This is a genomic window from Flavobacterium lotistagni (assembly GCF_011392125.1).
GTDB lineage: Bacteria > Bacteroidota > Bacteroidia > Flavobacteriales > Flavobacteriaceae > Flavobacterium > Flavobacterium lotistagni.
Window position 1 is genome coordinate 29,430 of record NZ_JAAJBU010000004.1, and the last position, 13,906, is coordinate 43,335.

7 protein-coding genes are annotated in these 13,906 nt (G+C 39.7%); all 7 read left to right on the forward strand.

What is annotated here, in order from left to right; translation table 11 throughout:
• Positions 1–70: 70 nt before the first annotated feature.
• The 7 genes from G4D82_RS06215 to G4D82_RS06245 all read left to right on the forward strand — a co-directional run bounded on the left by G4D82_RS06215 (position 71) and on the right by G4D82_RS06245 (position 13,899).
• A complete protein-coding gene (locus G4D82_RS06215) occupies positions 71–1,765 on the forward strand; it encodes an FISUMP domain-containing protein (protein ID WP_166335676.1) in 1,695 nt (564 codons plus the stop codon).
• 81 nt (positions 1,766–1,846) lie between these two features.
• Positions 1,847–3,172 carry a TlpA family protein disulfide reductase gene (locus G4D82_RS06220; RefSeq protein WP_166335678.1) on the forward strand — a complete coding sequence of 442 codons (1,326 nt, stop codon included), beginning with the start codon at positions 1,847–1,849 and terminating at the stop codon, positions 3,170–3,172.
• An 84-nt stretch (positions 3,173–3,256) separates the two neighbouring features.
• Positions 3,257–4,390 carry an N-acetyl-alpha-D-glucosaminyl L-malate synthase BshA gene (gene bshA, locus G4D82_RS06225; protein WP_166335680.1) on the forward strand — a complete coding sequence of 378 codons (1,134 nt, stop codon included), beginning with the start codon at positions 3,257–3,259 and terminating at the stop codon, positions 4,388–4,390.
• Positions 4,391–4,403: 13 nt separating this feature from the next.
• Positions 4,404–4,841, forward strand: coding sequence for a protease complex subunit PrcB family protein (locus tag G4D82_RS06230; protein WP_207788134.1), 438 nt, complete (start codon positions 4,404–4,406; stop codon positions 4,839–4,841).
• Positions 4,842–5,172: 331 nt separating this feature from the next.
• On the forward strand, positions 5,173–7,530 hold the full coding sequence (locus G4D82_RS06235; protein ID WP_166335682.1) for a T9SS type A sorting domain-containing protein: 2,358 nt from the start codon (positions 5,173–5,175) through the stop codon (positions 7,528–7,530).
• Positions 7,531–7,659: 129 nt separating this feature from the next.
• Positions 7,660–10,470, forward strand: a complete 2,811-nt coding sequence (locus G4D82_RS06240; RefSeq protein WP_235924314.1) for a helix-turn-helix and ligand-binding sensor domain-containing protein — start codon at positions 7,660–7,662, stop codon at positions 10,468–10,470.
• 294 nt (positions 10,471–10,764) lie between these two features.
• A complete protein-coding gene (locus G4D82_RS06245) occupies positions 10,765–13,899 on the forward strand; it encodes a glycoside hydrolase 5 family protein (protein ID WP_166335685.1) in 3,135 nt (1,044 codons plus the stop codon).
• The last annotated feature ends 7 nt before the right edge of the window (positions 13,900–13,906 follow it).

Genomic DNA, 13,906 nt, shown 5'->3' on the forward strand with positions numbered 1-13,906 from the left:
TTTTTAATAGACAATCGCTATTTTAATTCTCACAAAATCAATTACATTTGTTGCAACTTAAATCTGTTCTATGAAAAAGTATGTTTTATTATCGGCTTGTTTTCTTGCAATAGTTAATTTTTTTGTTTTGTCATGTACGCCAGATAGCGATCCGGAATCCAATCAGGTGAATGCGCCAAGAATTTTAACTACACCGGTAACTACAGTGAATCAAACCACAGCTACTTGCGGCGGTAATTTGCTCTCAAGCGGCAACGGAGTGATACTTTCTCGCGGAGTTTGTTACTCAACTTCACCCATGCCAACCATTGATGACAACCGTGTGGCCAATCCCGGAACTTTAGGCACATTTACTTGTACACTTTCAGGCTTAACTGCCGCTACTCAATATTATGTCAGAGCTTATGCTAAAAACAATGTAGCTACAGTGTATGGTCAAGAAATTACATTTACAACCACTTCAACACCCATTACTTTACCTACTGTTACCACTACAGCAGCAAGTGGCGTTAGCGACAACAGCGTGACTAGCGGTGGAAATGTCACTTCAATTGGTGGCGCGGCGCTAACAGCTAGAGGAGTTTGTTGGGCTACTACTGAAAATCCGACTATTTCTAACAGTGTTTTTAATGATACGGCGGCCACTTTGGGAGAATTTACAAGTTCCATCAGCGGTTTAGAATCTGGAACTACTTATTATTTAAGAGCTTTCGCCACCAACAGTGGTGGAACCGGTTATGGCGCGCAAATTACTTTCACTACTACCGGAACAAGTTCAGGTTCTTTGCCAGTACTTACTTCAACAGAGGCGAGTTCAATTACGGACACCTCTGCTTTAAGTGGAGGAAATGTGACTTCTGATGGCGGTTCGGCCATTACAGCTAGAGGTGTTTGTTGGTCAACAGGTCAAAATCCAACTACTGCCAATGAGACCAACGCGGTTTCAGGAACAACCGGAAGTTACGGGACTACTTTATCTAACTTACAGCCGGGAACCACTTATTATGTGCGTGCTTATGCGATTAATGGTGTAGGAACGGCTTATGGCAATCAAGTCAGCTTTACGACTACAGGTGGTTCAAGCAGCGGTCCAACAGAAGGCAACGCAGTTTGTAACGGAACCCAGCCTACCACAGTGGTGACTCTTACTTCTTCAACTGGAAAAGTTTGGATGGATAGAAACCTTGGAGCGAGCCGAGCCGCTACTTCAAAAACCGATCATTTCGCTTACGGTTGTTTGTACCAATGGGGAAGAGGTAATGACGGTCATGCCAGTATCAACTGGCTTAGAGGCGTGACCGGAGATTTTGGCGAACCTACAGCAGATCCAGTCAATGCAACCACTACAGTTCTTTCCAGTACTGATACTCCGGCTAATGCTTTGTTTATAATCGATGGAGCCAGTATGCCTTACGACTGGAGGTCTCCAAGCAATGACAATTTGTGGAATGGCGTTAGTGGAATTAACAATCCTTGTCCGTCAGGTTTTAGGCTGCCCACTATTGCAGAGTTCGAAGCAGAAATAACAGCTTATTCGATTGGCGGAGCAACGTCGGCTTTCAATTCGATTCATAAATTTCCATTAGCGGGCGATCGTGCTTTCGATTCAGGAGCTGTAAGGGGACAAGGACAAGATGCTTTCTTCTGGACTTCCTCAACTCAAGGCCATAATTCATTTAATGTATTGATTCAAACCTCTGATGTTTACACTAGTGAGGCTAATGGCAGAGCCGGTGGTTACTCAGTGCGTTGCATCAGAAATTAGAACTTGAAAATGATAGCTTAGAACTTCCTGATATTTACGGGAAGTTTTTTTTTTTGCTTGCTATCGAATTAAATTAATGATATGAAATTTTGGATACTATTATTGACTACAGTAGCTTTTTCGCAACCGAAATTTACTATAAAAGGTTACTTTAACGGAACGGTAAACAAGGAAATTATTTTGAAAGGGTTCAACGCGCTCGATGATACCGTTATAGATAAAACGACTACCGATGCCAATGGCAATTTTACGCTCACTTATCCTGAAACCTACGTCGGAGCGGCGGTGCTTGAAATTGTAAAAGGAAAGAAAATAGTTTTGCTTTTAAACCATGAAGACTTCACAGTGCAGTGGCCTGATTTGAGCAGTTCCAAAACTTTGTCGTTCACTAATTCTGTAGAAAATAAAACCTTTGATTCGAGCCAGACGTTGTATCAAAACACCCAAGAAAAAAAGGCCGGAATCACTCATCTATTACCGTTCTACAAAGATGAGCCTCAGAAATTGCAATTTTTCAAAACCGAATTAAGCCAACTCGAAAATGTAGTTTCCGATGATTTAAAAAAGATTGATTCAAAAGTTTATGCAGGTTACTATTTGAAAATTAAAATTTTGGCTGCCAATATGCAATTGAGTTCGAAGCGCTACCCGGAGCAATTAGCAGCGTATATCGATCAATTCAAGGAATTAGATTTTAGCGATGATAGACTTCTCCATTCGGGTTTGTATGATGAGTTGCTGCAAACATTTGTTGCGGTCAATATGAATCGCGAAGACAAATACCAGCGGCTTAACGAAGGAACAGATGCCGTATTGAAAAGTTTGAACGCAAAGCCAGAACTGAAGCAAAATTGCGCCGAGTACTTGTTCAATATTTATGAAAAGAAGAGTCTTTTTGAAGCTTCAGAACATCTGGCCATGTCAATGCTCAACGATAAAAACTGTAATTTAGACAGCAAACACCAAGCACTATTTGAACAATACCGCAAGATGGCTACCGGAAAAACAGCGCCTGATATTGTTTTTGAAAATCCACAAAAATCCCATTTGTACGACTTGAAAAATAGATATAAGTTGGTCGTTTTCGGCGCGAGTTGGTGCCAGAAATGCACCGAAGAAATTCCGAAGCTTAAAACCTTTTATGAAGATTGGAAAAACAAGTACAATCTTGAAATTGTCTTTATTTCATTAGATACCAAAAAAGCGGAATACGACCGTTTCGTGAAAGATTTTCCCTGGATATCCAACACCGACCTCAAAGGTTGGGAAAGCAAACCCGTGACTGAATATTGTGTTTTTGCCACGCCAACCATGTACCTGCTCGATGCCCAAAACCAAATCAAACTCAAACCCATTTCTGCCGAACAAATCAAGTCTTGGCTCGAACTGCATCAGAAAGATAATTAACGGGGGTTCTCAGTTTACTTTTTAACTTAATTTTTTAATAAACCACTGGCGGTATTCCTAAATTCGTGCAAGAAAATTTTGCCTATGAAAATTGCGATTGTTTGTTATCCGACCTTTGGTGGAAGTGGCGTTGTGGCTACCGAATTGGGTCTTGAACTCGCCCGTCGCGGTCACGAAGTTCATTTTATTACTTACAGTCAGCCGGTACGTTTGGCGCTGCTCAATGCCAATGTGCATTACCATGAGGTGCATGTGCCTGAATATCCGTTGTTTCATTACCAACCGTATGAATTGGCGTTGTCAAGTAAACTCGTCGATATGGTCAAACTCTACAAAATTGAGTTATTGCACGTACATTACGCGATTCCGCATGCCTACGCGGGGTATATGGCCAAGCAAATGCTCAAAGAAGAAGGTATCGATTTGCCGATGGTGACCACGCTTCATGGCACAGATATTACTCTAGTGGGCAACCATCCGTTCTATAAGCCAGCGGTCACTTTCAGTATTAATAAATCGGATATCGTCACGTCGGTTTCAAAAAGCTTGAAAGACGAGACTTTGAAATTGTTCCAAATCGATAACGAGATCGAAGTCATCCCAAATTTCATCGAACTCAATAAAGACATCGACAGTACCAGCATTCCTTGTTATCGTTCGGCAATGGCTAAAGACAATGAACGCGTGATTACACATATCAGTAATTTCAGAAAAGTTAAGAGAATTCCCGATGTCATTAAGATTTTTCATAAAATCCAACAACAAATTCCTGCCAAATTAATGATGGTCGGCGACGGTCCGGAAAAAGAAAAAGCCGAGAAGTTGTGCCGTAAACTGGGCATCAGCGATCAGGTTATTTTCTTCGGAAACAGCAACGAAATCGACCGGATTTTGAGTTATTCCGATTTGTTTCTATTGCCGTCCGAAACCGAGAGTTTTGGGTTAGCTGCCTTGGAAGCTATGGCGCTGGGTGTTCCGGTGATTTCGAGTAATTCCGGTGGTTTGCCCGAAGTAAATTTCGATGGAGTTTCCGGCTACTTAAGTCCAGTGGGCGATGTGCCAGCGATGGCCGAGAATGCGTTAAAAATCTTGCGAGACGATCAAGTTTTAGCCACTTTCAAAAACAAGGCTTTGGAAACAGCACGTCAGTTTGATATTCAGAATATTTTACCGCTGTATGAAGAATTGTACTTAAGAGCAATTAGTATTTATATGTAAATCATTTCTAAAAATGAATAATATTCAAAAAATTGTTGCCCTCGGATTGATGATGTTGCTGATTGGCTGCGGTGCAAAACATTCGACAAATGATGCCAAACCTTTGTTTGAGGTTCTGACCCAACAGGAAGATGGAGGTGCTAGTATTCGATTTTTTGAAATTTTAACTGAAGAGCGCGAAATAAAAATGCTTCAAAATGATGAATTGCTTAAAAATAAAATCAGTACTGAGGATTTAAAAACAGCCAATTTTGTTATTCTCAATATGGGCGAAAAAACTACGTTGGGCTATAGAATTGCGGTCAAGTCTGTAGAAGAAACCCCAAACCAAATCATCATCAAGGTGCAAGATACCGAACCTAAGTCGGTGAACGCTGCAGAAAAAGACGTTTACTATTATCCTTACTCAATTGTCAAAATAAATTCTAAAAAGGAAATAGTAGTTCAATAAGCTTACTTTTGACATCGAAAGGTTTCAGCCGAATGGTATCTATAAGTGAAATTGAATTTTTTTGGTGTTTTTCTTTTTTTTTACTCACAGTTTTGTTACGAAAACGTAATAGTTCACCGCAACATCACCACAACATTTTATGATTCTGCTTTTACAACCTGTTTTCTTTAATGTTTTTTTAAAGGCTTGTAAATGCTTGAAATAGCTTGTTTTATCAGATATTTCGAGTGTTTTTTTTCTATTGGATTCTGTATAGTTTTTATATATGTGGCCAATCACGATTCAAAACACTTCGTAGCTACATTTGGGAAAACACTAAATCACAGAAATTATGAAAAAAATTACGTTTTTTATATTTCTAATGGCCACTTCATTAGGATATTCACAAACCAACCCGATTGACTTCGAAGCAGCCGGAAATGGTGCTTCTTGGACATGGAACACCTTTGAAAACCCAAGCACGCCTTGTCCGCCACTGTTAATTATTCCTAATCCAGATGCTTCTGGTGCGAATACTTCTGCCACAGTAGCAGGTTACACACCGGTAGTTGGTGCTCCTTTTTATGCCGGAACTGAAACTGCACATGGTTCGCCTCTAGGAACTTTCAATCTAACTGCCGCCAATTGCATTGTAAAAATTTTAGTCTGGAAGCCTGTAATCAGCAATGTAGGGATAAAATTTGCCACACCAAGCGGAGCCTCTACTGGAGAAATCAATGTTGCCAATACTTTGGTGAACCAGTGGGAAGAACTGACTTTCGACTTCTCGAGTAAAATTGGTCAACCAGAATCTACCGGAATTGATCAAATTATCGTTTTCATCGATTCTCAAAACGGAAGAACCACAGACAATACTTGTTATTTTGATAATATTCGTTTTTTACCACAAACGGTTTCTGCTGACCAACCTACAGTAGCTGCACCAACACCAACTGTTCCTGCAGCAAACGTAATTTCAATGTTCAGCAATGCTTACTCGAATGTGAATGTGGATACTTGGAGAACCGTTTGGTCAGCAGCAGATTTAACTGATTTGCAGATTGCGGGCAACGATACCAAGAAATACTCGAACCTAGATTTCGTCGGAATCGAGACTACCGGAGCAAATTTAATCGATGCTTCGGCTATGAACTTTTTCCATGTAGATGTTTGGACACCAAATATTACTACTTTCCGCGTGAAGTTGGTTGATTTTGGAGCCGATGCTGCTTTTGGCGGAGGTGATGATACCGAGCAAGAATTGTCGTTCACACCAACATTATCAGGCTGGAACAGTTTCGAAATTCCGATGGCTGATTTCACAGGTTTAATCAACAGAAATCATATTGCACAGTTGATTTTTGCTGGTAGCCCGGCAGGTTCATCAACGGCTTTTATTGATAACGTATATTTTCACAATGCGCCTATTGTTAACCCAGACGAGCCAACTGTTGCTGCACCAACACCAACTGTTCCTGCGGCTAACGTAATTTCTATGTTTAGTAATGCTTACACAAATGTGAATGTGGATACTTGGCGAACTGTTTGGTCAGCGGCAACTTTGACTGATTTGCAGATTGCTGGCAACGATACCAAGAAATACTCAAACCTAGATTTCGTCGGAATCGAGACTACCGGAGCAAATTTAATCGACGCTTCGGCTATGAACTTTTTCCATGTAGATGTTTGGACACCGAACATTACTACTTTCCGGGTGAAGTTGGTTGATTTTGGAGCCGATGCTGCTTTTGGCGGTGGTGATGATACCGAGCAAGAATTGTCGTTCACACCAACATTATCAGGCTGGAACAGTTTCGAAATTCCGATGGCTGATTTCACAGGTTTGATCAACAGAAATCATATTGCACAATTGATTTTTGCTGGTAGCCCGGCAGGTTCGTCAACGGCTTTTATTGATAACGTGTATTTCCACAATGCGCCTATTGTTAACCCAGACGAGCCAACTGTTGCTGCACCAACACCAACAATTCCTTCAGCAAACGTAATTTCAATGTTTAGTAATGCTTACACAAATGTCAATGTGGATACATGGCGAACTGTTTGGTCAGCGGCAACTTTGACTGATTTGCAGATTGCCGGCAACGATACCAAGAAATACTCGAACCTAGATTTCGTCGGAATCGAGACTACCGGAGCAAATTTAATCGATGCTTCGGCTATGAACTTTTTCCATGTAGATGTTTGGACGCCAAATATTACTACTTTCCGCGTGAAGTTGGTTGATTTTGGAGCCGATGCTGCTTTTGGCGGTGGCGATGATACTGAGCAAGAATTGTCGTTCACACCAACATTATCAGGCTGGAACAGTTTCGAAATTCCGATGGCTGATTTCACAGGTTTGATCAACAGAAATCATATTGCACAGTTGATTTTTGCTGGTAGCCCGGCAGGTTCATCAACGGCTTTTATTGATAACGTATATTTCAGTACCACATCTTTAGCACTAAATAACTTTGATATTACTACTGCAACAGTTTACCCAAATCCAACTGAGAATTTACTACACCTTACTGCTCAAAAAACTATTGAAAATGTTTCAGTTTACAATCTTTTGGGGCAAGAAGTTTTAGTAGCTAAACCCTTAGTATCTGATTCAGATGTAGATTTATCAACACTTCAAAGCGGACAGTATTTGGTAAAAGTAACCGTTGCTGGAGCCACTACAACTACCAAAGTGATTAAAAAGTAAGTTTTTCGTTTTTGTTTTTTAAATCAAAAAAGCACGTTTCAAAAGAGCGTGCTTTTTTTTATGGATGCCATGGTGTTAAATTGTAAATCTATTTTATCTTTAGATGAATTTTTGAATCCCTTTTTCAAAATGCTACAGATTCGATTTACCTTGTATTGTGCATTGTTGTGGCCTTTTTTGGTTTTAGCACAAGAGTTACCGCCGATAGTGAAATACAGCCCGAGTCAATACGGAGCCGGCAATCAGAACTGGATGATAGCGCAAGACAAAAACCGCTATGTTTTTTTTGCTAACAATGAAGGCCTATTGGAGTACAATGGTTCGAACTGGAAACTTTATCCTTCTCCCAACGAAACCATCATGCGCTCGGTAAAAGTTATCGACAATAAAATCTACACTGGTTGCTTTATGGAGTTTGGCTACTGGAAACGAATGGCCGACGGACAATTGCAGTACTTTTCATTAAGCAATAAAGTCAAGAAAAAAATTCTAGACGATGAACAATTCTGGAACATTCTAAACTATGATCAATGGGTCGTTTTTCAATCGCTTAATCGGTTGTATATTTATGATAATGTAACGCATCAATTCAATATCATTAAGCCGAAGAATAATATAATTAAGTCATTTGCTACGGGCAATTCGATATATTTTCAAACCCAAAATGAAGGCCTTTTTGAGATTGAGAACGGCAAGAGCAAATTGGTTTGTAATCATCCTAAGCTGCAAGCTAACAGAATAATTAATGTTTTTGCCACCGACGAAGGCTTACTGATTCAAACCCAACTTGACGGACTTTATAAACTGGTTTCTGGCAATTTGTCAAAAATGAATATGCAGTCTGAAGCGGTGATTTCGGCAAGTAGCATTTACAGTGCTCAGCAATTATCCGATGGTACTTTGGCTTTAGGTACTATTTCGAATGGTCTTTTTATTGTTTCTGCTGAGGGTAAAATTCTGTATAATATTACCCAGAACAAAGGTTTGAGCAACAATACAGTATTATCTGTTTATGAAGATGCCGATAAAAATCTCTGGGTCGGACTCGACAATGGCATCAATTGCATTAACCTTCAAACACCGGTCAAGTGTTTCTATGACAATACCGGAATTTTGGGCACCATTTACACGTCGATTTTGCACCAAAACAAACTTTACATTGGCTCGAATCAAGGTTTGTTTTATAAAAATTATAATAGTGCCGAAGATTTCAAATTCATCGCTGGAACCAAAGGGCAAGTCTGGTCTTTGTTTGCTTATGATGGTAGTTTATTTTGCGGCCACGATTCTGGCACTTTTCTCATCGATAATGATCGCGCTCAATTGATTTTTTCGCAGTCCGGAACTTGGAAATTCTCGAGTATTCCAAATGCAAAGCACAAGTTGTTGCAAGGCAATTATTACGGGCTTTCGGTTTTAGAAAAAATCAATGACCAATGGGTTTTCAAAAACAAAATCAATGGTTTTAATTACTCTGCTAAATATTTCGAAATCAACAACAACAATGAAGTTTATTTGAGTCATGAATACAAAGGCGTTTTTAGGTTAAACCTAAATAATGATTTTACTGTCGTTACTCAGAAATTAGCTTATGCTTCTCCGTCTAAAGGGAAAAATGCCAGTTTGGCCAAATTCAATAACGATATTTATTATGCCTATAAAGACGGAATTTTCGTACTCAACCCCAAAACGAAACAGTTCGATAAAGACAATACACTAAGCAGAATTTTCGAAAAAGACGAATACACTTCCGGCAAACTTATCGTAGATTCATCCAACAAAATATGGCTCTTTTCCAAAAACTATATCCATTATTTTACGCTAAGCAAACTCAGCCATCAAATCAAGCAGAATATTATTCCGATTCCTGCTTCGCTTACCAATTCGATGTTGGGCTACGAGAACATCAGTCAATTATCTAATTCAGTCTATCTGATTGGCACTACTGATGGCTATTACACCATCAATATCAACGATTTGAGTTTTAAGAATTACGAGGTTTTCATCTCTAATGTGAGTGTGAATCAATTGAATTACAAGGATCGCAATTTCTCTATAGCTCAAGAAGGTGATTTTAAATCGTCAGAAAACAATATTGCGATTGGTTTTACGGTTCCCGAATACAACAAATACATCAACACAGAATACCAATATTTACTAGAAGGCTTTCAAGAACAATGGAGCGAGTGGAGTGCCAAATCGACTGTGAATTTCAAAAACTTATCTCCAGGAAGTTATGTTTTTAAAGTTCGGGCTAGGTTGGCCAATTCCGCTTCAGAGAAAATGGCTACTTATCGTTTTACCATTTCTAAACCTTGGTATGCTACCCATTTGGCGTTGTTGATTTACTTTGTATTGTTTTTGATTTTAGCTCGTGTTGTTCACAAAGCCTACAAGAGTTATTACCAAAAGCAAAAAGACAAACTCATTGAGGAAAACAATTTGTTGCTCGAAATCAAAGAACTTGAAAGTGAACGACAGTTGATGAAATTGCGCAATGAGCAACTTTCTCAAGATGTCGATTCTAAGAATAAAGCTTTAGCCGTGTCGACGATGAGCTTAATTAACAAAAACGAACTCTTGTCGGTAATTAAAGAAGATCTGAAGAATACCGGAACTGATGACGGCAATAGAAGTATTAAATCACTCATCAATACCATCAACAAAAACATTTCAGAAGAAGACAATTGGAATATTTTCAAAGAAGCTTTTGATAGTACCGACAAAGATTTTCTAAAGAAAATGAAGGCCTTGCATAGTTCATTGACTCCAAATGATTTAAGACTTTGTGCCTATCTCAGATTGAACCTTTCTTCCAAAGAAATTGCTCCTTTGCTCTACATTTCGGTTCGAAGTGTTGAAATCAAGCGATATCGTTTGCGTAAAAAAATGAACTTGCCTCACGAAATGGGTTTGGTTGAGTACATTTTGTCTATTTAAATCTCCGGTAGCAACATCATTTAAACTATACATTAACTATACAAACTGTTTTTTTGGAGCTTAAAATGAAGGTCAGCTTTTAGGGTTAACACCAATGAAAGCAAGAATTTTCAACTGTTGTTTGTGCTTAATTTGAAAACGATTATTGTATAGTTTCTATAAACACCCTTTTATTTTTCGGATGGGTTTTACAATTAAGTTTATAAAATCAACTTTTGAGTTTTTGACTTGAATGTAAAGTTGTGTCTGAATTTCTTACTGATTTTAATACAATCGAAAACCTGAATTATACACATGAAAAAAATTATTTTCTCAATTCTCGGTCTATTTTTTACCGGCTATGTATTCGCACAAGCCCAGCAGGTCATTGTCGAGAATAGCCCGAGCGGAACCAAACTCAAGGTAGACGGAAAGGATTTCATCATCAACGGAATGAACTGGGATTATTTTCCTATAGGAACCAATTATTCCTACAGTCTCTGGACCCAACCGGATGCTTTTATCCAACAAGCGCTTGATGACGAAATGGGCTTGCTCAAGAACATGGGTGTCAATACGATTCGCGTCTATTCAGGAATGCCAAAAAAATGGATTGAGTATGTCTATAATAACTATGGCATCTACACCATGATTAATCATTCCTTTGGTCGTTATGGTTTGTCAATAGATGGCGTGTGGAAACCTACCACAGAATATTCTGATGCCAAAACTCAAGCTTTACTTTTAAAGGAAACCAAGGATTTAGTGACCGAATATAAAGACACCAGAGGCTTGCTTTTGTTTTTGTTAGGAAACGAGAACAATTACGGTTTGTTTTGGGATGGTGCCGAGACAGAGAATATCCCGATTCAGGACAGAAAGTCTACCCAACGGGCTCATGCGCTTTATGCACTTTTCAACCAAGCGGCAAAAGAGATGAAGGCTATTGATACTAAACATCCGATAGCCATTTGCAATGGAGATTTGCTTTTTCTGGATTTAATCGCCCAGCACTGTAAAGAGGTGGATATACTTGGAACCAATGTTTATCGTGGTGTTTCTTTTGGCGATTTGTTTGAAAGAGTTAAAAAAGAATACGGAAAACCGGTTTTTTTTACAGAGTTTGGTGCTGATGCTTTTAATGTATCAACCAATGCCGAAGATCAATCTTCTCAAGCTTTTTACCTTAAAGGCAATTGGAAAGAAATCTATGAAAATGCTGCCGGTATGGGAAAAGCAGGAAATTCTTTAGGTGGTTTTACTTTTCAGTTTAGTGATGGTTGGTGGAAATATGCGCAAACCAAAAACCTCGATGTACACGACAACAATGCCTCGTGGTCTAACGGAGGTTATCAGAAAGATTATACTGAAGGCGAAAACAATATGAACGAGGAATGGTTCGGAATCTGTGCCAAAGGCGCCACTAACGAAAAAGGTTTCTACCAATTGTATCCACGTTCGTCCTATTACATGCTCAAGGAGATTCACCGTTTTAATCCATACAGCTCGGGTGCTTCATTATCAAGTCTGAATAGTTATTTCAACGACGTACAACTTACTGATGCCTCATTGCGTGCCAGAGCAGACAAGGCCGCCTTAGAAACAGAGAAAACTGGGAAAATCAGATTCAGTCGATTGGCCGCAGAGTTCACGACTTTCAATACTGGTGGCGAACTCATCACTACTCCAGAAGATGCTTTGCCCAATTCCACACAATACCCTAACCAATTGGGGTTTGATCACATGGAATCTTATTTTATAGGCGTAGCGGCAAATCCATCAGCCAATTCTAGTGCAAATATTGAGTTCAATGTTTTGGGCAATGTTGCTAAAAATCCAATCGATCAAATTTTTTACGAAAATAGAGGTAGGCCTGTAACAGTGAATTCAGATCAAGGCGATGTTACTCTTGAATCTAACAATCGAGTGCAAGTTTACAAAGCCAGCTACAACTGGAATCACAAATTATTCAATCTCAACGGATTTTACAGAACAGGTCATTATCACTGGAGTTATGAAGGAGATTTCTTCGGACTTTATCCTGAAGCGAACTACGGTTCTCAAATCGATATATACAACGGAGCGGCTCCGTTCGGTTTTGAAATGGAAGGCAAGAAAGGAATTAACGGCTTAAAAGCTGCTTTTGGTCCGCAATTATGGTGGGGCGCCAACCCAGCTTTTTTGTTGAAATATTCAAAAACAATATCAAACTTTAATTTGACCACTGTATATCATGAAGACATAGATCAGCAAGGCAACACCCAAAGTTCTTTTGCTGTACCTCAACCCAAAACCAGAAGAATGACTTTGCATGTGAATCGCAAGTTGGGCAAGTTTGCAATCGATTTGGGAGGAATTTGGGCAGGCCAGCCACTCAACGGAAGAGATTATCAAGTCTACAGAAAAGAAGCTGGTGTAGAAAAAGTTTACTTGAATCAAATTGAAGCCAAAGACAATTGGGGCGGAAAAATCAAATTTACATATACCGGAGGCAAGTTCAATTGGTACGGACAAGGTGCCGCAATGGGCTTGGTGGCCAATGGTGGTGGAGATTATACCCAGACTTTTACCGGTTGGCGTTTGAAAGACAGCGGCAGTGGCAATCAGTATAATTTCTTAAGCGGACTGACTTATAATGTTGGAAAATTCCAGATTGCACCGAATTTCTTGTGGCAAAAACCTATTGAAGGCCCGATACCGACTTCGGTGGCTGCACCAGGTCGTCCTAGAAATATTCTCGATGATCCATTTGTAGTTCGAGGCAACCGTGAGCAAGTGGCCGGAGAAATTTTATTTACCTACGATCCTACGCCGGGTACTTGGATGTATGAGTGGGACAATGACCGAAGTGAAGATGCCAAGTTTGCCATGAGTGCCGGTTTTGTTTACCGCCATTTGCCTACAACGCAAGATGCGGCCATCGGAATTTTTGGCGACGGAAGATCAACCTTTGCCTTTCCGGGTGCAGCTCCTGCAAAAGATTTATGGGAAGCCCATGCAAGATTGGTTTCAAAGATAAATCCTGATTTCGGAATCATTGCGAACTTATATGGAGGTGACGCTCAAGCTAATGGTAGTGATTCAAGAACCATCAACCGTTACGGTATGGATTTGAGAATGATTGTTCAAAAAGTAAAACTTAGCACCTTCATTAAAGTGAACGATTGGGGACCCTATGATTACCATCGTGATTTCAACCTCACTTTTCCGCTACAGTTGATGACCGATATTTCTACAGAAGTCAATAAACCCAATTGGTTTTTAATGCCGGGCACTAGAATCGGAATTCGCGGTACTTGGCGTTCGCTGGATCAGTATTCTCCGCGATACAATCCTACACAAATACTAAATGCAGCAGGGAATTGGGTTCCAGACCCAACTGCCATAGGATTTCCTGATGGTTCTGAATGGGAAATCAGAACCTACATTCACATCAATATTGGCAATTAAAACTTAT

Coding starts and splice junctions, on each gene's coding strand:
- G4D82_RS06235 (WP_166335682.1), top strand. CDS start 5,173: ATGAAAAAAATTACGTTTTTTATATTTCTAATGGCCACTTCATTAGGA.
- G4D82_RS06230 (WP_207788134.1), top strand. CDS start 4,404: ATGAATAATATTCAAAAAATTGTTGCCCTCGGATTGATGATGTTGCTG.
- G4D82_RS06215 (WP_166335676.1), top strand. CDS start 71: ATGAAAAAGTATGTTTTATTATCGGCTTGTTTTCTTGCAATAGTTAAT.
- G4D82_RS06245 (WP_166335685.1), top strand. CDS start 10,765: ATGAAAAAAATTATTTTCTCAATTCTCGGTCTATTTTTTACCGGCTAT.
- G4D82_RS06240 (WP_235924314.1), top strand. CDS start 7,660: ATGCTACAGATTCGATTTACCTTGTATTGTGCATTGTTGTGGCCTTTT.
- bshA (WP_166335680.1), top strand. CDS start 3,257: ATGAAAATTGCGATTGTTTGTTATCCGACCTTTGGTGGAAGTGGCGTT.
- G4D82_RS06220 (WP_166335678.1), top strand. CDS start 1,847: ATGAAATTTTGGATACTATTATTGACTACAGTAGCTTTTTCGCAACCG.